This window comes from Ensifer sp. GW101-20A05 (assembly GCF_059424735.1).
The window spans coordinates 117,265-138,994 of the sequence record NZ_JBWKZT010000007.1 but is presented as its reverse complement, the minus strand read 5'-3'; the positions used below and the strand labels follow the sequence as shown (position 1 = coordinate 138,994).

Genomic DNA, 21,730 nt, shown 5'->3' with positions numbered 1-21,730 from the left:
GGCCCGCGGAAGAGACTTCCGCGGGCCTTTTGCTTTGTGATGGGTGAACTACTTGCTGCCGAAGTCCTTGAACAGGCTCTTTGCAGCAGCCTGTCCGGCACCTGGTCCGCTCAACAGCTGGCCGAGGAAGCTCGTTTCCTTGCCGCCGGTCGGCGTCGTGCGCGACAGCATGTCGAAGACCTTGCCATCCTTCAGCGTATAGTGTGCGAGCTGGCTGACAGTACCTTCCTTGTCGAAGTAAACAGCAAGGATCGACTGGTCGACCAGCTGAGGCTTCATGAAGGCGACGGGACGCTTGCGGGTCTGCGAAATGTAGTAGAACACTTCGTTGTCGAAGGTCGCGGTCGTCGACGGGGTGCCGAGCGACAGGAGCACCTGCTCGCGGCTGGAGCCGACGGGAACGAGGTTTAGCGTTTCCTGGTCAACCACATAACCCTGATGAAGGACTTCACCGACATTGGCGGACTGGCAGGCTGAAAGGGTGAGACCGGCGATGGTAGCTACGGCCGCCACGCGGCCGAGGGTTTTAAAGTTTTTTCTCAAATACCGCTTCGTCAACGACAGCTCCCCTTGGAGAAACGATGGCAGATCCGCCATTGCAATTCGTGCCTGCTTCGGTAAACCAGCTTCGGCTGTCATGCAACAACGGGATGGGCGCTTGCGCGCATTTCGAGAAAGCCAAGCCCGAGCTTTGTGATGATTTTTGGACTGTTCAAAAGAAAAAGCGGCAATGCCGTGATTGTCGAGCGTCAGTATGCACTGCTGACGTCGGCCGCGCGCCAACCTTATCTCTACACCGACCTCAATGTGCCGGACACGGTCATGGGGCGGTTCGAGATGCTGTCGGCTATGCTGATCCTCTACTTCCGCCGCACCCGTGCTTCGGCAAGGCCCGGCCAGGAGATCGCGCAGGAGATCATCGACGCTTTCTTCGAGGACGTCGATCACTCGATCCGCGAACTCGGCGTGGGCGATGCCGGCGTTCCGAAGAAGATGAAGAAGCTGGCCGGCATGTATTACGGTCGCCTCGAGTCCTACGCGGCAGCGCTGGAAGCGAAGGATACGGCCGCCTTGGCAGCGGCACTCAAGCGTAACTTTCATCCGGAAGGCGGCGATGCAGCACCCTCGATGGAGGCGCTTGCAGCCTATCTGCTGACTGTCGAGGCGCACCTCGCCGACATTGCCGAAGAGGTTGTCGAGGCCGGTCAGTTGCAGATTCCATCCGCTGGCGTTTAATAGAGCGGTTATTAAGAGATATCAGCGCCGCGAGCCGGAACCCGGGCGGCAGCTGCATTCGCGACTGGGCGGCGTCAATCGCCCTGGCGAGGAAGGATCCGATCATGAAAGACGATAGCCAGCCGGCCTTCTCCTATCCGGTGAAGGTGGGGCATATCTCGGCGAACGCTGTCAGCGTGCAACTGTCCGCAAACGAGCGGGAAAGGGCGGCACTGGCGAAGCTCTGGGGCGTCAGGGATGTGCTGTCGCTCAGTGCAGAGCTGCAGATCGCGCGCTGGAAGAAGGATGGCGTCAAGATCAAGGGCGATGTCACGGCCCGCATCGTGCAAAGCTGCGTGGTGACGCTCGAGCCCGTCGAGGCCGACATCCATGAACCGGTCGAAGCGATCCTGGTTCCCGAAGGATCGCGGCTCGCCCGCCAGGCGAGCAACGACGGCGGCGAGATGATTCTCGACCCGGATGGTCCCGACATCCCCGACACGTTCACGGGCGACACGATCGATGCCGGCGTCGTCGTCAGCGAGCAGGTGGCGCTTGCCATCGACCCCTATCCGCGCAAGCCGGGTGCGGCTTTCGCCGAGCGAATCGAGAGCACCTCAGCGGACGACAAGAAGCCGAACCCGTTTGCTGTCCTGAAGGACTGGAAAAAGGACTGAGGCCGCGAAAGCCTCTTCTACAATTCGGTTGTCACGCAAAGGAAAAGCAGTATTTTGGCCCCAAACCGGCCAAAAGAGCCGTTAAGCGATCTGCCGCGTGCTTGGCTCAAGCGTCAGAAGCAATATGTTTCGTCATTGCGTCCCAGGTGAGTGCGCCACGACGGCACGTGTTGTGTGGCAGAAATGAAGGATAAGACACGCGTGGTCAGAATTTCACTTGACGTGATGGGTGGCGACTATGGTCCCGAAGTCGTCATCCCGGGTGCCGCAAGAGCGCTCGAACGTCATCCGGACATCAAGTTCGTGTTGTTCGGTATCGAAGCGCAATGCGCGGAACTCTTGGGAAAATATCCGAAGCTCAAGGCCAGCAGCACCTTTTACGATTGTGAAATCGCCGTGGCGATGGACGAGAAGCCGAGCCAGGCGCTTCGCCGCGGCCGCGGCAAATCGAGCATGTGGAAGGCGATCGACGCGATCAATGCCGGCGAGGCCGATGTCGTCGTTTCGGCCGGCAATACCGGCGCGCTCATGGCCATGTCGGTCTTCTGTCTGCGCACGATGCAGGGGATCCAGCGCCCGGCGATCGCTGCCATCTGGCCGACGCTGAAGGGCGAGAGCATCGTGCTCGACGTCGGCGCGACGATCGGTGCGGATGCGCAGCAACTCATGGACTTCGCGCTGATGGGCGGCGCCATGGCGCGGGCCCTCTTCGAGATCGAACGACCGATGGTTGGGCTTCTCAACGTCGGTGTCGAGGAAATCAAGGGACAGGAAGAGGTCAAGGAAGCTGGCCGCCTGATCCGTGAAGCCAATATCGATGGCTTTGACTATTACGGTTTCGTCGAAGGCGACGACATCGGCCGTGGGACGGTCGACGTCGTTGTGACCGAAGGCTTTTCCGGCAATATCGCGCTGAAGGCAGCCGAAGGCACCGCGCGCCAGATTGCCGAATATCTGCGCGCTGCAATGTCGCGCACCCTGCTTGCCAAGATCGGCTACATCCTGGCCAAGGGTGCGTTCGATCGCCTGCGCGAGAAGATGGATCCCAGGAAGGTCAACGGCGGGGTATTCCTTGGCCTCAATGGCGTCGTGATCAAGAGCCATGGTGGTGCGGATGCCGAAGGTTTCGCAGCCGCGATCGATGTCGGCTACGACATGGTGAAGAATGGCCTGAAGTCGAAGATCGAGCTCGATCTGGCGAAGTACCATGGTGCAGAACCGCCGCAGGCCCTTTCCGCCGGCATGAATGATGAGGTTTGAATAGATGATCCGTTCCGTCGTCCGCGGCTTCGGCGCAGCTTTGCCGAAGCGCGTTGTTACCAATCAGGAGCTGGAATCCAAGGTCGATACGTCCGATGAGTGGATTGTGCAGCGCACCGGCATCCGGCAGCGCCACATCGCCGGCGAGGGTGAAACGACCGCGTCGCTCGGCGAAGGCGCCGCGCGCGCCGCACTCGCCAATGCCGGGCTTACGCCAGATGACATCGACCTCATCATCCTGGCGACCTCGACTCCGGACAACACGTTTCCGGCAACCGCCGTCAATATCCAGGATCGCCTTGGCATGCGCCATGGCGCAGCCTTCGATATGCAGGCCGTTTGTTCCGGCTTCGTCTATGCGGTGACGACGGCCGACGCCTACATCCGCGGCGGTCTTGCCAAGCGCGTGCTGGTGATCGGCTCGGAGACGTTCTCGCGCATCCTCGACTGGAGCGACCGGACGACCTGCGTGCTCTTCGGCGACGGCGCCGGTGCCATCATCCTGGAAGCCCAGGAAGGCGAGGGTACGAATGCCGACCGTGGCGTGCTGACGGCGAAGCTTCGCTCGGACGGCGCCCATCGCGACAAGCTCTATGTCGATGGTGGTCCTTCGACCACGGGAACGGTGGGCCATCTCAAGATGGAAGGCCGCGAAGTCTTCAAGCACGCGGTCGGCATGATCACCGACGTTATCGAGGCAGCCTTCGAGGCGACCGGCACGACGGCCGAGGACATCGATTGGCTTGTGCCGCACCAGGCCAACCGTCGCATCATCGATGGCTCGGCCAAGAAGCTCTGCATCCCGCTCGATAAGGTTGTGGTGACAGTCGATCTCCATGGCAACACCTCCGCGGCGTCCATTCCGCTGGCCCTGAACACCGCGGCGGCCGATGGCCGGATCAAAAAGGGCGATCTCGTTCTGCTCGAAGCCATGGGTGGTGGCTTCACTTGGGGCTCCGTTCTGATACGCTGGTAAAAAATGCTGAGGCAACGCAGGCGCTTGACCACAATAGGCAAGGGCAATAGTCTTCGGTCGCTGATCGGCGTGCCAGACGTTGGTGGGGGAAGATGAGCGGAAAAACAGTAACACGAGCAGACTTGGCTGAGTCGGTTTTTCGCAAGGTAGGTCTGTCACGGACAGAGTCTGCCGAGTTGGTGGAAACCGTCATTGATGAAATATGCAACGCAATCGTGCGTGGCGAGAGCGTGAAGCTGTCTTCTTTCGCGACCTTCCAGGTCCGCGACAAGAACGAACGCATCGGGCGAAACCCGAAGACCGGCGAGGAAGTGCCGATCTCGCCGCGTCGTGTGATGACCTTCAAGGCGTCCAACGTGCTCAAGCAGCGCGTGCTGAAGGCCCATCTCAGCCGTAGAGCGAAGCAGAAGCCGGCATCTCCCGCGGCGTGAAGTCATGGCTTCAGCCACAAATGTGGTTGAAAACCCATCCATAAGCCGTTGAAATGGACCCGATTCGTGCCATCATCGGTATGATATCGGTTCATTGCGGCCCGCGAGCGTGAGTCGCGTGACATGGATTGGGAACCACATGGAAAAGAGCCCGGACGCTTTCCGCACCATCAGCGAGGTCGCCGACGACCTCGATCTGCCGCAGCATGTTCTGCGCTTCTGGGAAACCCGTTTCCAGCAGATCAAGCCGATGAAGCGCGGCGGCGGTCGTCGCTATTATCGGCCGGAGGATGTCGATCTCCTGAAGGGTATCCGGCATCTGCTCTATGATCACGGCTACACCATCAAGGGCGTGCAGAAGCTGTTGAAAACCAACGGCAACAAGTTCGTTGCCGCCATTGCCAGCGGCGATCTCGCAACCGTCGAAGCGCTTGCGGCGTCGAGCAACGAGGAGCCGGCACCGCCCAAGGCCGGCGTTTCGGAAGAAGATCAGATCGTCGGCCGCGCCAAGGCACCGGCGAGCCGCCGCTTCTTCTCGTTCGGCGGCGGCAGCGACGACGTGCCGGAAATCTCGCTCGGCAAATCGTCGTCCGTCGGCAAGGAAGACCGGGCGCTGCTGCAGGAGGCGCTCTACGATCTCCTGGAATGCAAACGCCTGCTCGATCAGGTGCGCTGAGAGTACCGCGGTCGCCTACCAAGCGCGTGCTCGTCCGACGAGGCGCCCCGCCTTCAAGACCATAGGAAAATTGACCGACGACGCAGGCGTGACGCTTGCGCGGTCGTGGGTCGCATAACAGTCAGCCGACGGTTCCGGCCGAGCAATCGGCGAATACTCGTTCGATCGTCAGTTTGTGAGATTGGCGGCTCGCATTCAAATGCTGCAGGCCCAAGGGAAGGGGCAAACCACGCATGCATTGACGTGAGCGACTGAGGGATGCCCACAGGGCCCGTGTTCTGTCGCTCACACTAAAGTTGCCGCGTCTAGTAGGACATACGGAAACCACCGGGGCTGGATGCGGAAACATCAGGCTGCGGATAGGGGCCGTTCCACTGCGCGTAGGTTGTGTTGGTCGAACCGGACGTCGCGCATCCGGACAGCGTCAGGACGACAAGTGCGGTTACGGCCATCAGAGATTTAAGAGGCATGGTCTACTCCTGAAAGGGAGGCTCCAGGCCTCAAGGGCCAGTACCAAACTGTCCCTCAAATCGGTTGTGATGGCAAGCTCACGTTACGTCAGGGGCAGCGTTTCCAACGATGTGATTTCAGGTTTGGTGAAGGTTCCATTGCGATCGAGGATCGCCGATCCATGGGCGATCTTCCGACAAAATGGACTTTTCTTCTGATCGACCCGCCGAGTGCCCGCAGCTTTTCCACGCCGGAGATTTCTTTTTCACGCCGAGTTCGAAATTCCCGCTTGCGCTCTAAGCGCTGGTTATATAGGGGTTTCCTCGGTTCGGAGCGTAGCGCAGCCCGGTAGCGCACTTGACTGGGGGTCAAGGGGTCGTGGGTTCGAATCCCGCCGCTCCGACCATTTTTCTCAATCCTCAATCCCCCATAGAGCGATTGATCTGTTTTTCATTTCCCTCTTTGCAGCGCTACTCCGCCGGCTGAAGGATAGCCGGTACGCGGCGTTTGGCGGCCGCCTTCTGATAGAGCGTTTCCGTTTGATCGAGCATCACGTCGAGGGTGAAGCGGTCTTTCAGTCTTTGCGCGATGGCGGACAGTTTTCCGAACGTTTCCGGTGTGGCGGCTTTAACCATCGTCTTGGCGAGCAGGGACGTGTCGTCACTGTTCGGCAGGACGAAGCCGTTCTGGCCATCTTCGATGACCGTGCGGGCGCCGCCGATATCGGTGGCGATAATAGGCTTGCCTGCGGCCGCCCCTTCCAGCATCACGTAGGACATGGCTTCGTAGCGGCTCGGCATGACCAGAAGATCGAATGCCGGTGCGGCCTGCGGTCCGGTGAAGGCCGAGGTCAGGTGCATGCGGTTCTGCAATCCACTCTCGGCCATTGCCTTGCGCAGGCTCCTTTCGAGTTCGCCCGCGCCGACCATCACCAGATGGCTGTTTTTCACGGATGCGGCGACGCTCTTGAAAGCGGCGATCAGCCGCTCCGGCGCCTTTTGCGCCGAGAGGCGGCCAATGAAGCCGAAGACAAAGGCATCCGGCGCGATCCCGAAGCTGGCGCGAATCGTTTGGGCCATCTCGCATGAGGGCGGGGCAACGCCGTTGACGATCACCGACATCCGCTTTTCCGGCATGTTCAGCGACAGGGCGTGACGATACTCATCCTCCGAAACACAGATCAGATGGTCGGTGAGGAAGCTGGCGAGGCCCCATTCGATCGTGCCGTAGATCAGGCGACCGGCGCGGCCGAGTGTCGGGTCGAGGGTCCGGAAGGCGTGCGGGGTATAGACACGCGGAACATGGGGGCCGGGCAGCCGCAGGCGCGTCAGCGCGCCGGCCTTCGAACTGTGGCCGTGGATGATGTCGAAGTTGCCGCGGCGAATGAGGCGGTGCAATTCAAGAAAGCGGCCGATATCAGAAGGTCCCGGCGCGCGCTTCATATCGACGGCGTGGACGGCCGGCAGGCCGATTGCCTTCAATTCGCGCACGAAACCTTCCTCGGCGCGCACTGGCGAATAAACTGCCTCCACATGGTGCCCGCGCTCGTGCATGCCGCGGCAGAGGTCGAGGAAGTGTCGGCCCGAGCCGCCGCCGCTCGGCTCCAGCACTTGGAGCAGGCGCAGGGGAAGGGCCGGGCGCCGGCCCCCAACGATGTGTTCCATGATCAGGAGCTCCAGCCGGCGCGTGCCTGCCGGCGATGGCGGTATTCGAGAGCGGCACATCCCCAGATGATGCCGAGGAGCAGGTAGAAATGGCGCCAGTGGTCGGTATCAATGACATTGCCGACGCCGACATGGCCGAGAACGGCGACCCAGGCGATCATCAGGTAGGTTTGCCAGGGGCGGTTGAGCAGCAGGAAGCGGAAGCCGAGCGAAAGCGTCCAGATGATCAGCGTGACATAGCTGATGAAGCCGAGCCAGCCGTAGGAGGTCAGCGACTTCAGCCAGACATTGTGCTCGTCTTCCGGGAAGATCGTGCTGAAGACCATCGGCCCGATCCCGAGCGGCTTCTCCATCGACATCAGGAAGCCCAGGCGATGGCGGTCGAAACGGCCGAGATGCCCGCCGTCATAATCCTGCACGAGCTGCGACCGGCTGGAAAAGAGGGTTGCGACTTGCTCGGATTGAAGGGCGACGAGAAGAGCGCCGACGACCATAAGCCCGCCGACGAGCGCCAGGACCAGGATCCTGAGGCGGAAGAGGCCGCTGCGTTCCTTGAGCAGCATGACGAAGACGAAGGCGACGACGCAGAAGAGGTTGAGCGCCCAGGCCGCACGCGAAAACGACAGGAAGACACCGAGCGCGAGGATCATCAATGCGGCGATCTTCGGTGGTGCCTTCTGGATCGGCTGCGTCAGGATGCCATGGATCAGATACATGGCCGGCACCGAGAGAAACGGTCCGAATACGTTGGGGTCCTGAAAGGCGCCCTTGGCGCGGCCATAGAGTGTGAAGTTCTCCGCGCCCGGAACTGCGCCGAAATAGCCGAGAATGCCGAGCAACGCGGTAATGATGGCCGCTGCCACCCAGGCATTGAAGATCAGCCGCAGGCGCTCGTGGCGGTCTTCGATGATCGCGGCGTAGAACACCGACGATAGGGCAAGAAAGCCGGAGACCGCCATGTACATCGGGCCCTTGGTCAAGTCGACCATGACCGTCAAGGACAGGATGCCGCCCACCATGAACAGCGTCAGGAGCGCGAGCAGGGGAGCGACACTGCGGGAAATCTTGAGACCGAAGAGCGCCCACAGGCCAATGAGCGCGACCAGGAACAATTCATAGGGCGCGGGCTCGAAGATGACGAAGCCGGAGAGAAATACGGCGAACGCCACGAGCCCGGAGCCAAGCAGCGAGAGCGCCGCAAGCTGGGGACGAGCGATCGGGAACCGGCCTGTCTCGACGGTGCTCAATAGGCGTTCTCGGTGTTGAGAAGCCGGAAAGGTGTCAGGAACAGGATCTTGAGATCGAAGAGCAGCGACCAGTTTTCGATGTAGTGGAGATCGAACGCCGTGCGCAGGCGGATCTTCTCGTCATTGTCGATCTCGCCGCGCCAGCCATTGATCTGCGCCCAGCCGGTAACGCCTGGCTTGACGCGATGGCGAGCGAAATAGCCTTCGACGACGTCGGAATAGGTCCGGTTCTGGGTCTGCGCCGCGACGGCGTGCGGACGCGGCCCAACGAGCGACAGTTCGCCTTTCAGCACGTTGAAAATCTGCGGCAGTTCATCGATCGACGACTTGCGGATGAAGCGGCCGACCGGCGTGACGCGAGGGTCGCCCTTGGTCACGGCGTTGCGTGCCGAAGGGTCGCTCATATGCGTATACATCGAGCGGAACTTGTAGACCTCGATCGTCTCGTTGTTGAAGCCGTGCCGCTTCTGCTTGAAGATGATCGGGCCGGGAGAGGTGGCTTTGACCGCGATGGCGGCGCCCAACATGATCGGCCATAGGAGCACCACGGCAACCAGGCTGAAGAAGATGTCGAAGCCGCGCTTGGCGACCGAGTCCCAATCGGCGATCGGCTTGTCGAAGATGTCGAGCATGGGCACATCGCCGACATGGGAATAGCTACGAGGACGGAAACGCAGATTGTTGGCGTGGGCCGCGAGCCGGATGTCGACCGGCAGGATCCAGAGCTTCTTGAGGAGCTCGAGAATGCGTTTTTCCGCCGTCAGCGGCAGCGAGATGATCAGCATGTCGATGCGCGCCAGGCGCGCGAACTCCACGAGCTCGTTGACCGTTCCAAGTTTCGGATAGCCGGCGATGACGTTCGGCGAGCGGCGCTCGTCGCGGTCGTCGAAAATGCCGCAGATACGGATGTCGTTATCGGGCTGATCCTCAAGCGTGCGGATCAGGTCCTTCGCCGGCTGGCCGCCGCCGACGACAACAGCGCGGCGTTCCATCGTGCCGTTGCGGGCCCAGTGGCGAATGGAATAGGCGATGAAGGCACGTTCGGCGACGAGAAAGAGCGCGCCACCGACGAACCAGCCGCCGAACCAGACGCGGGAATATTGGTGGCCGGATTTCAGGAAGAAGAGGGCGATGGCAATCCCACCGAAGGCGACCGCCCAGGCCGCGAGAATGCGCGGCATCACGCGCAGACAGGCGCGCAATGCAGGGATCTGGTAGGTATCGGCGATCTGCATCGCGGCAACCGCCAGCGCCGAGCCTCCCATCAGTATCGCCAGATAGAGCGGCAATTGCTCGAAGCCCGGTTGAACGTAGAGCGCGTTGATCGCGTAGCCGATGGCGAAGAGCGCGCTGAACTCGAAGAGCCGCATCAGCCCCATGATCATGGCCGGCGAATAGGTGTCGGCCCGGAACTGTTCGGCGATTTGCCGCGCCAGCGGATTGAGTTCTGCAGACGGCTCGCCGCTCGGCATCTCGCCCGGCGCACGGGAGCGGATTTCCGAAATCTTCTTGCGAAGCGCTTCGGGATCGAATGAATCCGGGCGGTCAAACTTGTTCATGGCTGTCTTCCGGCGCTGAAGTCCCTCAGTCCGGATAGCAGAAAGCCACTAAGAAACGCTTACGTTGTAGACGACACGCTATCCGTGGACGGCTGGTAAAGGCACAATTCCCGGTAGAGCTCTAGCATATCGGACGACATTACCGAAGCGGCGAATCGCGATTTGAATGTGTTCGGCTCAGGCATGACCCGCACCGCCCAGTCCTTCTCGCTGATCGAGCGCGCCATGATGGCGGCCAGTGACTGAACGTCGGCCGGTTCGGCGAGCGCGGCGCTGGCGGCCCCCAGTATTTCCGGGATGCCGCCGACACGGCTGGCAATGACCGGCTTTCTCGCCGCAAGCGCCTCGAGGACGATGTAGGGCATGGACTCGGCCCGCGAGGGAACGACGACGTTGCGCGCCAGCGTAAACGCCTCACGGGTCTTCATCGCCGGTTGCATCCTGATACGGCGGCTCAGACCTTGCTGCAGCATCAGTTCGCTATATTCCTGCTGCTGTGGGCCGTCGCCAATCATCAACGCCGAAAGCGGTCGCCCGACGAGGCGCTCGGTCCGCGCGAACGCCTCCACAAACAAATCGGGACCCTTCAGGTCCCGCATCATGCCAATATAGAGAAAATCGACAGCATCCGGCCGAGGGGCGATCACCTCGAACTCCCCGTCGTCGATCCCATTGTAGATCAGTTCGTGCCGTACACGTGGCGCACCGACCTTGGTGAAATAGGTCTGGCGCTCGAAGTCGCAGACAAAAACGAGCGCATCCGCGAGCCGCTCCTGAACCCGTTCCAGCGGGAAGACAAGCCGCCCGATCAGGGAGCGGCGGCGATAGTGGAGGCTCCCCCCGTGCGGGGAATAGAGGCGGGCTACGCGATACCTGTTGACCCGCAAGGCTGAACCGATGAGGCGGGCAATGGCGCCACCCTTGGCGCCGTGCCCATGCAACACATCCGGTCGCAAACTTCTGATTTCCTTGTAGCCGCGCCATAGCGCGGCAAGATCCGACGGCCCGACTGAGCGGTGAATCGGCATGCGAACGAGGCCGAGCGCCAGATAGGGCCGGATCTCGTCGAACAGTGAATCCTCGTGACTACCCCCGGTGGTGCTGTCGCAGAGAATGCCGACCTCATGGCCGGCGCGGGCGTGCGCCTCGGCAAGATCGCGCACATGGCGGAAAATTCCGCCGACGGGCGATCTGAAACAATGGATGATGCGCAGGGGACGCTGTTGCTGCATCGAGATCAGAACAGGCGTTCGCGGACGTAGATCGTATCGCCGGCGAGAACCGCGTCGGTGATCGGAACGCGGCCGGTGATGATGCGGCCGTTGATCTTGCGGGTAATGTCGGCGTTGGATTGGTTGGCGCGCGGCGAGAAACCGCCGGCGACGGCAATCGCATTCTGCACCGTCATCCCGGGCACGTAGGCATATTGTCCGGCCTGGCCGACTTCACCCATGATGAAGACCGAGCGGTAGCGATCGACCTCGATCGTCACGTCGGGGTCGCGCAGATAGCCCTGGCGCAACTTGGCGGCGATCATGCCTTCGAGCTCCGGCAGGGTCTTGCCGCGCGAGGCGACCGTGCCGATCAGCGGAAACGCGACGTAACCGGCCTGGTCGACCGTATAGGTGCCGCTGAGGCCAGCCTGTTCGAAGACGTTGATGCGCAGGCGATCGCCGCTGTCGAGGCGGTAGGGCTGGATGGTGGCTTCGCTAAAAGCCTTCGGCGCCGGTTGGTAGCTTGTGCAACCGCTGAGCAACATCGACAGCACTGCCGCCGTGATCGCGAGACCTGTCTTGATAGCTGCGGTTGACATGCGGTTCATAGGCTCCGGAAACGACCCACCTTTTCAGACGTTATCGATCCGTTAGGGTTAATAGCCGGTAAACTCGCGGTAGAATTTTTGCGCCGTATCGCTGCAACGGGGAGGGGTTTATCACCCGGAGGTTGATCGTATTAACCCTTGCGTTACCATGTTCGTTTACCCTCCGGCAAAATTTGAGGGTTCGGAGCCAATAGCATGTCGGGAAGCGGCAGCGGTCAACAGGATGTGGATATCGACCTCGGCGGCCTGTTTCGCGCTGTCTGGGATCGGCGCGTCAAGGTGTTGCTCGCAACAGCCTGTGTGACAGCACTCGCCTTCGGTGCGGCAAAGATGATTGCGCCGGACTATCAGAGCGAAACCCGCGTGCTGATCGAATCGCGCGAGCCGGAGTTCAGCGGCCCCAATCAGTCTTCGCAGGCCGGCGCCGATCGTGTCTTCGACGAATCCGGGATCTTGAGCCAGGTGCAGGTGCTGCGTTCGGCGGACCTCATCAAGCAGGTCGCGCGCAATATGAAGCTCTATGAGCTGAAGGAGTTCGATCCATCGGCAGCACCCTCGGCGCTTTCGGATCTTCTCGTCATGCTCGGCCTCAAGAAGAACCCCTTGGAGATGCCGCCAGAGGAGAGGGTGCTCAAGGAATTCAACGACAAGCTCCAAGTCTATCAGGTCGAGAAGTCCCGCGTGATCGCGATCGCCTTCACCTCGAAGGACCGCCAGCTCGCGGCCGCCATTCCGAACGAAATGGCGAAGGTCTTCCTTACGTTGCAAAGCGGCGCCAAGCTCGACACCAATTCCGAGGCGACCCGCTGGCTGGAACCGGAGATCGCCAATCTGCGCGAGAAGGTGCGGGATGCGGAAGCGAAGGTTGCCGCCTACCGCTCTTCGTCCGATCTGTTGCCGACCGGCGAGACCGAGAATTTCGCGACGCGGCAATTGACCGATATTTCGACCGAGCTGACCCGGGTGCGCGGCGAGCGCGCCAATGCGGAGGCACGCGCTGCCGGCGTGCGCTCGGCCCTTGCAAGCGGCCGGGCGGCGGACACGATCACCGACGTCGTCGGATCACAGATGATCCAGCGGCTGAAGGAGACCGAAGCGAATCTGCAGGGGCAGGTTGCCGACCTTTCGACGACATTGCTGGATGGCCACCCACGCCTGAAGGCACTGAAATCGCAACTCGAAGGCATACGCGGACAGATTCGCAGCGAGACACGCAAGATCCTGGCGAGCCTGGAAAACGAGGCCAAGGTCGGCGAACTGCGCGAGCAGCAGCTCGTCCAGCAGCTGAACGCGCTGAAGGCTCAGTCCGCACAGGCCGGCGAGGAAGAGGTGGGGTTGCGTGCGCTGGAGCGCGAAGCGACCGCGCAACGGCAGTTGCTCGAAACCTATCTCGCACGTTACCGCGAGGCGACGTCGCGCACGGTGGAAAATGCGACACCCGCCGATGCACGTGTGATTTCAAGCGCGGTGGTTCCGACGAGCGCGAGCTTCCCGAAAGTGCTGCCGATCACGATCGTTGCCGCCCTCGCGACGTTCCTGTTGAGCTGCGTCGTGATCATGCTTGGCGAACTGTTCAGCGGCCGGGCGCTGCGTCCGGTTTCGGCAACGGGCGAGCGGCTTGCACCGGTTCGCCCGCGGCCGGCCTTGGCTGCAAGCGCCACCGATATCCCGATCATGGCAGCTGATAGGCAGCCTGAAGTGGCGCCTGTCACCGAGGATAATGATGCAGTCGAACTGCTGCCGGCGGCGCAAATTCCCGCTGCAGATACGGACACCGTGGAGGCTGCCGCCGAACCGGACTTCTCGATCGAGGCGGTGGCGGAACATCTTCGCGCCACCGGCGTGCGTGTTGCGATTTCGGTATCGCCGGGCGGAGACGAAGGATCGACCGCAACCGTGATGCTGGCGCGCCTGCTGGCTGAGGACGATATCAAGGTGGTGCTGATCGACCTGACCGGTTCGGCCTGCCCGACGCGCCTGATGGCGCGCTCGCCGCAGCTTCCCGGGATTACCAACCTGCTGGCGGGTGAGGTGCCCTTCACCGATACGATCCACGCCGACCGCTTCTCCGATGCACACGTCATTCCTCAGGGCGATGCGGATCCGCGGCAGGCGATGCGGGGCATCGAACGGCTGAAGATGATCATCGACGCCCTGACCAACGCCTACGATCTCGTTCTAGTCGAGTGCGGCCCGGCGGACGAAATGGCTGTCGAGAAGATTGCCGGCCGCGATGGCGCAGAGATCATCCTCTCGGCGCCGTCGGTCAGTGATGAGCGGATCGTCGAGGTTCTGACCGGTTTCGGTGCGGCCGGCTATCGCGACATCGTTCTCATGACCGGGCAGGCAGCCGATCCGGAGTATCCTGACCGGGATGCCGCCTAACCGACGACGGCGTGTCGAAAGCGAGAAGTCAACGCGGGCTGCTGCTGTTCGGCCTTCAGTCCCCGGTGCTTTGTGCACCGATTTTGCCTTGTCTGAATCGCCTCGCTCGCTGCAGGCGAGCGTAAACGGCCTTGTTCGACTTCGCCGCTGCCTTTGCGCGCACGACAAGGTGATGGCGCAGGGCGGCAAGGCGCCCCGGAAGGGTCACCGGTAATGTGATGTCACGCAACGGCGTCTCGATGGTGCACCAGGACCGCTTGTAGGGTTGGTCGCCGACGCCGAAATCGAACAGGCGTACGCCTTGCGTCGAGAGGCGCTCGATCATCCGATAGAACAGCAATTCACCCGGACTTGCTTCGCCTGCCAGCGCCTCGTCGATCGAGCCGAATTGGCAGATGACATGGTCGCCTTTGAGCGAAATCCCGGCGACGGCAACGACCTGCCCGTCACTTTCTCCTCTAAGCCGGATGGCGTTGAGCTGCATGAGCTGTGGGTTGCCGTCCTGATAGGAGGCAAGCGCATGGAAGAAGGCTTGTGTCTCGGCGTCGTGAAAGACGTCGGGGAGGCCGAGTGTTGCGAAGCGTGTCGCCTTCTGCCGGAAGAAGGTATCGAGCAACGTCTGCGCCTCGCCGGGGGTGCGGGCGATCACATAGTCGTAGCCGCCCATCTCCGTCAGTCGTCGTTCGGAGATGCGCATCTTCTTGCGGCGGCGCTTGGCGTTGATCTGCGCCAGTGTGAGCTGAATGCTGCCGAGGAGGGGCAGCTGGAATGACGAATTGGGGTTTGCGACGCCTGGAAGTGCGGCAAAGGGGCTGACGCCACCACGCCACTCGCTCGGCATCCGTTCGAGCATGACGACATCGGCGAAGCCGCGGAGCGCCGTTCGAATATCCCGGGCCAAGGCATGGGCCAGTGCCGGAGTGATGACTGCGCAGGCGCCGTCGACAAAGAGCCCCGTGTTGAGGTTGCTGTGTTCCGTTCCGATCAGGCGGGCTGTTCGAAACAGGCGCCCGTGCCTGAGTTCCAGCGGCAGAATGAGGAAAAGCGCGCCATCGAACGCAACGCGCAGCAGCAAGAGATCGCTGTTGTGGGTTTCCGCCCAGGCACGGCACCAGTCATAGGCGTGATGCAGCGAATTGCCAGCGAGGCTGTCGAGTGCACGCCATTCGGCCTCCAGCGGCTCCATGGCGCGATGGATCGTAACATCGAAGCGGCGCGTCGTGGTATCGGACGGACCGACACGCATGGACACGCGCGGGCAACGGTCGCCAGAGCCTTCCATGGTCAGATCGGAGTTCGTCATCGAAGGTGCCATCCGGTCCCTGTTGCCGAGCGATTGAACTTCAAGGCAGCTACGATCCGTTTAATGCAGCAACTCTTATGAACGGCAGTGAAGAATAACCGGAGAACGCAGTTAGCAAAGCGTGAAGCGTTGCGGATATCTCACGGCGCGGCTTCAATCGATAAAGCCTGTGGCCAGTGCCCTTGCCCATTCCAGTCGGTTGCGGCTGGCCGCGAGCCGGGACATCGCCATCCAGTCGTAGGGAACACTGCGGAAGGTGACGCTCCACCCTGACGGCGTCTGCTCGACGACGGCGTAGCGTGCATCCGGCGAGCCCGCCTCGACCTTGTGCGGCACGGGCTGGTCGTCGTCATAACCGGGGCAGCCGACGCTGCCGGGGTTGACCACGAGGCGGCCGTCTGAAAGGCGGATGGCGCGCTGGATATGCGTGTGTCCGCAAAGGATGACCGGATAATTGATGCCGGCGGCTTCAGCCTCGATTGCCGAACGCGCCGCCATGTGGACGGTGCCGTCGGTCGTCAGAGCCTCTAGCCAGTAGGTCTCATCGTTCGTCGGCGTCGCATGGCACAGGAAGAACGTTTCCCTGTGGACGTGCGCGACGGGCAGGGTGGCCAGCCATTCGCGGTGCTCCGGCTGCAATTCATCGTAGGCAGAGCGATCCGATAACCCCAGGTCCCGGGGGTCGACTGTCAACAGATAGCGATCGTGATTGCCTCGGATCGAGGGGATCGCGCGCTTCATGAGGATGTCGGCAGTGCGCGCTGCATTGAGCGGGCCGCTCACGTGATCGCCGAGGTTGACGATGTCGGTGATACCGAGCGCATCGATGTCGGCGAGAACGGCCTCGAGCGCGAGATCGTTGCCATGGATATCGGCGATGACTGCAAGTCTCACGGGCGTCTCCTCGAATGGCCGCTGCGCTTTGGCTCAGCGATCGCGAGCCGGCTTTTCCATCCATTTGATAATCAGCATGGCTGGCAATATCCAGAGCAGGCCGGTGAAGAAGAAGTAGGCCAGATGCACCCACCAGGGTGCGGCGCCGAGCAGCAGCGAGGCAAAGGTGACGGCAGCCAGTGCGTAAACGACGACGAGGATGATGATCAGGATCGTGCCGATCAGCTTTCTGAGGCGTACGGGCATTTCACTTCTTTCAGATGGCTTGCATGGGCGCGGACCGACCGCGACGGCATGCCGCAAAGGTTTCGGTCTTGTTTTGCATGCCGCTCTGGTGCAAATCAACGGCTTTCCGAAAGGTGCGACCGTTGATCCGTCCGGTCGCGCCGCCAACAACCCTGCGATACCAGAGGCAAAATAATGGCCGGCGTCGAAATGGCGACAGAACAGATGCTTCGAAACGAGATCGGCAAGACCGAGCGCAACCGCCGGCAGATCCGCGGCTGGCTCGCCGTCGTTATTTTCACGCTCTTTTCGCTCGTGCTTGTCGGTGGTGCAACACGCCTCACGGAATCGGGGTTGTCGATCACCGAATGGAAGCCGATCCACGGTGTGATCCCTCCGCTTTCGGCCGCCGAGTGGGAAGAAGAGTTCCAGCTCTATCAGCGCATTCCGCAGTACCAGCAGATGAACAACGGCATGACGGTTGACGAGTTCAAGACGATCTTCTGGTGGGAATGGGCGCATCGCCTGCTGGCCCGCACCATCGGGATCATCTTCGCTCTGCCGCTCGCGTTCTTCTGGCTGACCGGCCGGGTCGAGCGCAAGCTCCGGATGCCGCTTCTCGGCATCCTCGCCCTTGGCGGCTTTCAGGGTTTCATCGGCTGGTGGATGGTTTCTTCCGGCCTGGTCGAGCGCACAGAGGTCAGCCAGTATCGGCTGGCGACGCACCTCGTCATTGCCTGTCTGATCTTCGCCTCTTGTATGTGGATCTTCCGTGGGCTCAGTCCGCATTCCAACGACACGGCGCCCACGGATCGTTCGCGCAAGATGGCAATGATCATCGCCATCTTCAGCCTGTTCCAGATCTATCTCGGCGCGCTCGTCGCCGGCCTCGACGCCGGCTTCAGCTACAACACCTGGCCGCTGATGGATGGAGCGATCGTTCCGCAGGACCTGTTCCTGCAGCAGCCCTGGTGGATCAATCTGTTCGAGAATCCGAAGACGGTGCAGTTCGTTCACCGGATAGGCGCCTATGTGCTGTTTGCCTTCGCGCTGATGCACATGATTGCCTCGCTGAGGGCTGCTCCTGAGACGACCCATGCGCGGCGCTCTGTGCTTCTGTTTCTGCTCGTCTCAGCCCAGGCGGTCATCGGCATCACCACGCTGGTGCTTGAGGTGCCGATCGGCTGGGGCGTGCTACACCAGGGCGGTGCCCTTGTCGTGCTCGGTTTCGCCATCGCCCACTGGCGCGGTTTCTACGGCGAATATCCGCGGCCGACGGCGATCGAGCTGCGCGACTGACGCCTGAAGAATACCGAAATGACAAAGGCCCCGGCGGGATCGCCGGGGCCTTCTTTTTTCAGCTGCTATTGCCGATCAGGCCGACAGCATCAGGTCCATGTTCTGGACGGCCGCGCCCGATGCGCCCTTGCCGAGATTGTCGAGCAGGGCGACGAGGTTCACGTGATTGCCGCCGGCGGTGCCGAAGACGAAGAGCTTCATCGTGTCCTTGCCGGCAAGCTCGGTCGCGTCGATGCGCGCGAGCTTCTCGCTTTCCGCAAGCGGCACGACCTCGACGATCGACTGCCCGGCATAGTGCTCGACCAGCGCCGAGTGGATCGTCTCCAGCGTTGCGCCGGCGGCAAGATCCTCAAGATAGAGCGGGACTTGGACGATCATGCCCTGCGCGAATTTGCCGACCGAGGGAGCGAAAATCGGCGCACGGTCGAGCAGGCCGTGCATCTTCATTTCGGGCACGTGCTTGTGCTTGAGCGGCAAGCCATAGAGGAAGTGCGGCGCGCTGATGTGGTCCGCATTGGTTTCGTCTTCCATCTGCGCGATCATCTGCTTGCCGCCGCCGGTGTAGCCGGAAACAGCGTTGACCGTGACCGGGTAGCCGTCGGGCACGATGCCGGCCTGGCGTAGCGGCCGGATCACGCCGATCGCGCCGGTCGGATAGCAGCCGGGATTGGCGACGTGGCGTGCATCGCGGATCTTCTCCGGCTGCGCCTTGTCCATTTCGGCAAAGCCATAGGCCCAGTCCGGGGCGATGCGGTGTGCCGTCGACGTGTCGATGATGCGCACCTTGTTGTTGCCGGAAACCATTGAAACCGCTTCGCGCGACGCATCGTCCGGCAGGCACAGAATGGCGATGTCGGCGTCGTTCAGGAGATCTTCGCGCATCGTGGCGTTGCGTCGTTCCGCTTCCGGGATGGAAAGCAGTTCGAGGTCGCTGCGGCCGGCCATGCGCGTGCGGATCTGCAGGCCCGTGGTGCCGTGTTCGCCATCGATGAAGATCTTCGGTTTCATGATTTTCCCGTTCTGTCAGTGATTTACGGATAGTTCCGGAATCATTCTGGCATAGAATTGAATCAATTTCTCAACAGGCCGGCGGACCGCCGCCAGCCCTGTCAGTTCCTATACAAGCAGCCGCCCCTGGTCGCAACGGCGATACGGTTCTTCAGCGCAGCGGTGCGCGTTCCGCAAGTTTCTCCGCATGCAGTCCCAGCATGAACATGGCGACAGTGGCGCCCGCGATTGCGGTGACTTCGGCATGGTCGTAGGCGGGTGCCACTTCGACGACATCGCTGCCGACAATCGTCAGGGCGCCGAGCTTGCGCAGCACCGAGAGGATCTTGGCGCTCGACGGGCCGCCGGCAACCGGCGTGCCGGTGCCGGGCGCGTAGGCCGGGTCGAGGCAATCGATGTCGAAGGTGAGATAGGCCTTGCGTTCGCCGACCTGCCGGATGATCGTTTCGGCAATCTCGGCAGCACTCATTTCCTCGACGTCATAGCCATAGAGAATGCGAATACCGCAGTCTTCGGGTGCGTGGGTGCGGATGCCGATCTGGATGGAGGCGTCGGTATCGATCAGGCCCTCGCGCGCGGCACGTCCGACGAAGGAGCCATGATCGATCCGCCCCCGTTCGTCCGGCCAGGTATCCTGGTGTGCGTCGAACTGCACGAGGGCGAGGGGGCCGTGGATGGCCGCCTGCGCCTTCAGGATCGGATAGGTAATGAAGTGGTCGCCGCCGAGCGTCTGCAGATAAGCGCCGCTTCTGATGATTTTCACCGCTTCGCGCTCGATCGTCGCCGGCGTCTTCGAATGGTTGCCATAGTCGAGCAGGCAGTCGCCGTAGTCGATCGTCGCCATCGCGGCAAAGAGGTCGCGCTCGAAGGGGTACTGCGGATCGTTGTCGAAGATGGCGGAGGCGCGACGGATCGCCTGTGGCCCGAAGCGGGCGCCAGGACGGTTGGACGTGGCGGCATCGAAGGGAATGCCCCAGACGACCGCGTCGATACCCTTCAACTGCTTCGAATATTTGCGGCGCATGAAGGAGAGAATGCCGGCATGCGTCGGATCGGATGCCGCCGATGTGAGTGAGCGCGCCGTCAGCGCATGATCGATTGTCCTGTTGGCCATGTCCCGTCTCTGCTTCAGGGCGGGATGAAGAGAGCCGTGTGCTCGTATCCCGCTCTAACTTGTGGTGGCGAGACGTTGGACAATCGTCGCCGGCAAGGCAAGGCCCTGCCGGCCGATTCTTCCGCGATTACGAAGCCTTGGCTTCGTAGGTCGGGGCGAAGTCGCCAAGCGCCTTCGCTTCGGTGACGCGCGCGGCGATATCTTCCTCGATGATCGTTTCGAGCTGGGCGAAGCTGTCGATCACGTAATAGATAGGCTGCACGATATCGATGCGATAGGGCGTGCGCAGCACGGTCATCAGGTCGAACGGCCGGAACTCGACACCTGGTGTCTCCATGGCGTTGCGCGTCTCGTTCGGCGAAGAGACGATGCCTGCGCCGTAGCAGCGGCGGCCCTTTGGCGTGTTGATCAGGCCGAACTCGACGGTGAACCAGAAGATCCGGAACAGATGCCAGGAGTAACCTTTGCCGAGCGAAGCGGCCTTCTCGCCGAAGCGACGGACGAAGTGGGCGTAGCTCTGGTTGGTGAGCAGCGGGCAGTGCCCGAAGACTTCGTGAAAGATGTCGGGCTCTTCGATGTAGTCGATATGCTCACGCCGGCGGATGAAGGTCGCCAGCGGAAACTTGCCCTGGGACAGAAGCTCGTAGAAACGGGACGGCGGAATGAGCGCCGGCACGCCTTCGACGCCGAAGCCGGTGGTTTCCGCTAGACGGCGGTTCACGTCCTTCAACTGCGGCACATGATGCGGCCCCAGGTCGAGTGTCTTTGCGCCTTCCAAATATTCGTCGCAGGCCTTGTCAGCGAGAAGCTTCATCTGCCGCTGATAGAGCTCGCCCCAGATCGCATCTTCTTCCGGAGTGTAATGATAAGTTCCGTCCGGTTCCGGCAGTTTCGCAGTGTATGTACTCTCCTTCGTCATGACGTCTCCTCATTCGTCAGAACAACTCTCCTGTTGCAATTGTATCGCGGATGGCGCGAGTATTTGTTCCACAGTTGCCAGACACGGGCCTGATGACGGGAGGAAATTTCAAGATGCCGTCCGATGTGAAAGAAAATCTCCATCCAGTTCGAAAGCTGCTGCGATTGATTCAGGCTGATAGCGGCCAGTCGCTCTCCGATCTCGCCGAGAAGGCGGGCATGTCGCAAAGTTCCGCCTGGCGACGGCTGCAGGAACTGGAGACGGATGGCGTCATTCGCAAGCGGGTGGCGTTGCTCGATCCGGCAAAGCTCGATCTGAAACTCTGCATCATCGCTCACGTGACGCTGGAGGATCATCATGACGAGGCGATCGCAGCCTTCTCGGCGTTGGTGCGCGATCGCCCGGAGATCATGGAATGCTACGCTCTATCCGGCACCTTCGATTATATGCTGAAGATTCGCGCCAACGACGTCGAAAGTTACGACGCCTTCATGACGCGCTACCTGATGCGCAACCCGCATGTGCGCACGGTAGTGTCGAGCTTCGTGTTGCGTGAACTCAAGTCGACGACGGAACTGCCGATCTGAAGCGGTTCGGTCATGGCGA

At 61.5% G+C, this 21,730-nt stretch carries 22 protein-coding genes and 1 tRNA gene; 10 read left to right on the top strand and 13 right to left on the bottom strand.

The annotated features are described in order from the left end of the window. Positions 1 to 48: 48 nt before the first annotated feature. Positions 49 to 558: an outer membrane protein assembly factor BamE gene (locus AC070A_RS18975; RefSeq protein ID WP_057252891.1), complete on the bottom strand. Its 510-nt coding sequence runs from the start codon at positions 556 to 558 to the stop codon at positions 49 to 51. 138 nt (positions 559 to 696) lie between these two features. Here AC070A_RS18975 and AC070A_RS18970 point away from each other — a divergent pair, with 138 nt between their 5' ends. From AC070A_RS18970 to AC070A_RS18945, 6 genes are all read left to right on the top strand, one after another. Next, entirely contained in the window at positions 697 to 1,236 is a 540-nt protein-coding gene (locus AC070A_RS18970) for a ubiquinol-cytochrome C chaperone family protein (protein WP_057252563.1), read from the top strand. A 104-nt stretch (positions 1,237 to 1,340) separates the two neighbouring features. Continuing rightward, positions 1,341 to 1,892, top strand: a complete 552-nt coding sequence (locus tag AC070A_RS18965; RefSeq protein WP_113479473.1) for a YceD family protein — start codon at positions 1,341 to 1,343, stop codon at positions 1,890 to 1,892. Between the two features lie 201 nt (positions 1,893 to 2,093). Continuing rightward, positions 2,094 to 3,152, top strand: coding sequence for a phosphate acyltransferase PlsX (plsX, locus tag AC070A_RS18960; protein ID WP_058320505.1), 1,059 nt, complete (start codon positions 2,094 to 2,096; stop codon positions 3,150 to 3,152). A gap of 4 nt (positions 3,153 to 3,156) precedes the next feature. Continuing rightward, on the top strand, positions 3,157 to 4,128 hold the full coding sequence (locus AC070A_RS18955) for a beta-ketoacyl-ACP synthase III (RefSeq protein WP_057252559.1): 972 nt from the start codon (positions 3,157 to 3,159) through the stop codon (positions 4,126 to 4,128). A gap of 92 nt (positions 4,129 to 4,220) precedes the next feature. Continuing rightward, on the top strand, positions 4,221 to 4,559 hold the full coding sequence (locus AC070A_RS18950) for an integration host factor subunit alpha (protein WP_057252557.1): 339 nt from the start codon (positions 4,221 to 4,223) through the stop codon (positions 4,557 to 4,559). A 139-nt stretch (positions 4,560 to 4,698) separates the two neighbouring features. Next, the gene (locus AC070A_RS18945; RefSeq protein ID WP_057252555.1) at positions 4,699 to 5,235 is read left to right on the top strand and encodes a MerR family transcriptional regulator; all 537 of its coding nucleotides are present in this window, start codon (positions 4,699 to 4,701) and stop codon (positions 5,233 to 5,235) included. A 305-nt stretch (positions 5,236 to 5,540) separates the two neighbouring features. On the opposite strand, the gene AC070A_RS18940 is transcribed toward AC070A_RS18945, so the two are convergent. Then, positions 5,541 to 5,705 (bottom strand): hypothetical protein, encoded by a 165-nt coding sequence (locus AC070A_RS18940; protein ID WP_093232207.1) that lies wholly within the window; start codon positions 5,703 to 5,705, stop codon positions 5,541 to 5,543. A 309-nt stretch (positions 5,706 to 6,014) separates the two neighbouring features. Here AC070A_RS18940 and AC070A_RS18935 point away from each other — a divergent pair. Continuing rightward, a tRNA-Pro gene (locus tag AC070A_RS18935) sits at positions 6,015 to 6,091 on the top strand. Positions 6,092 to 6,155: 64 nt separating this feature from the next. Here AC070A_RS18935 and AC070A_RS18930 read toward each other — a convergent pair. The 5 genes from AC070A_RS18930 to AC070A_RS18910 form a co-directional block, all read right to left on the bottom strand. Beyond that, positions 6,156 to 7,349, bottom strand: coding sequence for a glycosyltransferase family 4 protein (locus AC070A_RS18930; RefSeq protein WP_113479309.1), 1,194 nt, complete (start codon positions 7,347 to 7,349; stop codon positions 6,156 to 6,158). A gap of 2 nt (positions 7,350 to 7,351) precedes the next feature. After that, complete coding sequence (locus tag AC070A_RS18925; protein ID WP_110878256.1) at positions 7,352 to 8,596, bottom strand: O-antigen ligase family protein; 1,245 nt, start codon at positions 8,594 to 8,596, stop codon at positions 7,352 to 7,354. Then, complete coding sequence (locus AC070A_RS18920) at positions 8,593 to 9,966, bottom strand: undecaprenyl-phosphate glucose phosphotransferase (protein WP_440636845.1); 1,374 nt, start codon at positions 9,964 to 9,966, stop codon at positions 8,593 to 8,595. Before AC070A_RS18920 ends, AC070A_RS18925 begins: the two co-directional genes overlap by 4 nt. A gap of 248 nt (positions 9,967 to 10,214) precedes the next feature. After that, the gene (locus AC070A_RS18915; protein ID WP_112995515.1) at positions 10,215 to 11,387 is read right to left on the bottom strand and encodes a glycosyltransferase family 4 protein; all 1,173 of its coding nucleotides are present in this window, start codon (positions 11,385 to 11,387) and stop codon (positions 10,215 to 10,217) included. A 5-nt stretch (positions 11,388 to 11,392) separates the two neighbouring features. Next, a complete protein-coding gene (locus AC070A_RS18910) occupies positions 11,393 to 11,968 on the bottom strand; it encodes a polysaccharide biosynthesis/export family protein (RefSeq protein ID WP_057252881.1) in 576 nt (191 codons plus the stop codon). Positions 11,969 to 12,172: 204 nt separating this feature from the next. Here AC070A_RS18910 and AC070A_RS18905 point away from each other — a divergent pair, with 204 nt between their 5' ends. Continuing rightward, positions 12,173 to 14,362, top strand: a complete 2,190-nt coding sequence (locus AC070A_RS18905; RefSeq protein ID WP_112995514.1) for a GumC family protein — start codon at positions 12,173 to 12,175, stop codon at positions 14,360 to 14,362. A gap of 55 nt (positions 14,363 to 14,417) precedes the next feature. On the opposite strand, the gene AC070A_RS18900 is transcribed toward AC070A_RS18905, so the two are convergent. From AC070A_RS18900 to AC070A_RS18890, 3 genes are all read right to left on the bottom strand, one after another. Continuing rightward, positions 14,418 to 15,608: a GNAT family N-acetyltransferase gene (locus tag AC070A_RS18900; protein ID WP_309239060.1), complete on the bottom strand. Its 1,191-nt coding sequence runs from the start codon at positions 15,606 to 15,608 to the stop codon at positions 14,418 to 14,420. A gap of 210 nt (positions 15,609 to 15,818) precedes the next feature. Beyond that, the gene (locus AC070A_RS18895; RefSeq protein ID WP_058321518.1) at positions 15,819 to 16,559 is read right to left on the bottom strand and encodes a metallophosphoesterase family protein; all 741 of its coding nucleotides are present in this window, start codon (positions 16,557 to 16,559) and stop codon (positions 15,819 to 15,821) included. A gap of 33 nt (positions 16,560 to 16,592) precedes the next feature. Beyond that, positions 16,593 to 16,805 carry a DUF2842 domain-containing protein gene (locus AC070A_RS18890; RefSeq protein ID WP_057252395.1) on the bottom strand — a complete coding sequence of 71 codons (213 nt, stop codon included), beginning with the start codon at positions 16,803 to 16,805 and terminating at the stop codon, positions 16,593 to 16,595. A 174-nt stretch (positions 16,806 to 16,979) separates the two neighbouring features. Between AC070A_RS18890 and AC070A_RS18885 the strand changes: the two genes are divergently transcribed. Further along, positions 16,980 to 18,083 carry a COX15/CtaA family protein gene (locus AC070A_RS18885; RefSeq protein ID WP_113479308.1) on the top strand — a complete coding sequence of 368 codons (1,104 nt, stop codon included), beginning with the start codon at positions 16,980 to 16,982 and terminating at the stop codon, positions 18,081 to 18,083. Positions 18,084 to 18,158: 75 nt separating this feature from the next. Here the strand turns inward: AC070A_RS18885 and argC are convergent, their stop codons facing one another. The 3 genes from argC to AC070A_RS18870 all read right to left on the bottom strand — a co-directional run bounded on the left by argC (position 18,159) and on the right by AC070A_RS18870 (position 21,124). Then, positions 18,159 to 19,091 carry an N-acetyl-gamma-glutamyl-phosphate reductase gene (gene argC, locus AC070A_RS18880; RefSeq protein WP_057252391.1) on the bottom strand — a complete coding sequence of 311 codons (933 nt, stop codon included), beginning with the start codon at positions 19,089 to 19,091 and terminating at the stop codon, positions 18,159 to 18,161. Between the two features lie 151 nt (positions 19,092 to 19,242). Continuing rightward, positions 19,243 to 20,205: an agmatinase gene (gene speB, locus AC070A_RS18875; protein WP_057252389.1), complete on the bottom strand. Its 963-nt coding sequence runs from the start codon at positions 20,203 to 20,205 to the stop codon at positions 19,243 to 19,245. A gap of 127 nt (positions 20,206 to 20,332) precedes the next feature. Further along, the gene (locus tag AC070A_RS18870; RefSeq protein WP_113479307.1) at positions 20,333 to 21,124 is read right to left on the bottom strand and encodes a phenylalanine 4-monooxygenase; all 792 of its coding nucleotides are present in this window, start codon (positions 21,122 to 21,124) and stop codon (positions 20,333 to 20,335) included. A gap of 113 nt (positions 21,125 to 21,237) precedes the next feature. On the opposite strand from AC070A_RS18870, the gene AC070A_RS18865 reads away from it, so the two are divergent. Further along, positions 21,238 to 21,711 carry an Lrp/AsnC family transcriptional regulator gene (locus AC070A_RS18865; RefSeq protein ID WP_255571377.1) on the top strand — a complete coding sequence of 158 codons (474 nt, stop codon included), beginning with the start codon at positions 21,238 to 21,240 and terminating at the stop codon, positions 21,709 to 21,711. The last annotated feature ends 19 nt before the right edge of the window (positions 21,712 to 21,730 follow it).

Excerpts from the sequence above, each read along its gene's own strand:
- AC070A_RS18890 (WP_057252395.1), bottom strand. The coding sequence starts at position 16,805 with ATGCCCGTACGCCTCAGAAAGCTGATCGGCACGATCCTGATCATCATC.
- speB (WP_057252389.1), bottom strand. The coding sequence starts at position 20,205 with ATGGCCAACAGGACAATCGATCATGCGCTGACGGCGCGCTCACTCACA.
- argC (WP_057252391.1), bottom strand. The coding sequence starts at position 19,091 with ATGAAACCGAAGATCTTCATCGATGGCGAACACGGCACCACGGGCCTG.
- AC070A_RS18950 (WP_057252557.1), top strand. The coding sequence starts at position 4,221 with ATGAGCGGAAAAACAGTAACACGAGCAGACTTGGCTGAGTCGGTTTTT.
- AC070A_RS18930 (WP_113479309.1), bottom strand. The coding sequence starts at position 7,349 with ATGGAACACATCGTTGGGGGCCGGCGCCCGGCCCTTCCCCTGCGCCTG.
- AC070A_RS18910 (WP_057252881.1), bottom strand. The coding sequence starts at position 11,968 with ATGTCAACCGCAGCTATCAAGACAGGTCTCGCGATCACGGCGGCAGTG.
- AC070A_RS18970 (WP_057252563.1), top strand. The coding sequence starts at position 697 with ATGATTTTTGGACTGTTCAAAAGAAAAAGCGGCAATGCCGTGATTGTC.
- AC070A_RS18865 (WP_255571377.1), top strand. The coding sequence starts at position 21,238 with ATGCCGTCCGATGTGAAAGAAAATCTCCATCCAGTTCGAAAGCTGCTG.
- AC070A_RS18945 (WP_057252555.1), top strand. The coding sequence starts at position 4,699 with ATGGAAAAGAGCCCGGACGCTTTCCGCACCATCAGCGAGGTCGCCGAC.
- AC070A_RS18920 (WP_440636845.1), bottom strand. The coding sequence starts at position 9,966 with ATGCGGCTCTTCGAGTTCAGCGCGCTCTTCGCCATCGGCTACGCGATC.
- AC070A_RS18965 (WP_113479473.1), top strand. The coding sequence starts at position 1,341 with ATGAAAGACGATAGCCAGCCGGCCTTCTCCTATCCGGTGAAGGTGGGG.
- AC070A_RS18940 (WP_093232207.1), bottom strand. The coding sequence starts at position 5,705 with ATGCCTCTTAAATCTCTGATGGCCGTAACCGCACTTGTCGTCCTGACG.
- AC070A_RS18885 (WP_113479308.1), top strand. The coding sequence starts at position 16,980 with ATGGCCGGCGTCGAAATGGCGACAGAACAGATGCTTCGAAACGAGATC.
- AC070A_RS18905 (WP_112995514.1), top strand. The coding sequence starts at position 12,173 with ATGTCGGGAAGCGGCAGCGGTCAACAGGATGTGGATATCGACCTCGGC.
- AC070A_RS18870 (WP_113479307.1), bottom strand. The coding sequence starts at position 21,124 with ATGACGAAGGAGAGTACATACACTGCGAAACTGCCGGAACCGGACGGA.
- AC070A_RS18915 (WP_112995515.1), bottom strand. The coding sequence starts at position 11,387 with ATGCAGCAACAGCGTCCCCTGCGCATCATCCATTGTTTCAGATCGCCC.
- AC070A_RS18955 (WP_057252559.1), top strand. The coding sequence starts at position 3,157 with ATGATCCGTTCCGTCGTCCGCGGCTTCGGCGCAGCTTTGCCGAAGCGC.
- AC070A_RS18900 (WP_309239060.1), bottom strand. The coding sequence starts at position 15,608 with ATGCGTGTCGGTCCGTCCGATACCACGACGCGCCGCTTCGATGTTACG.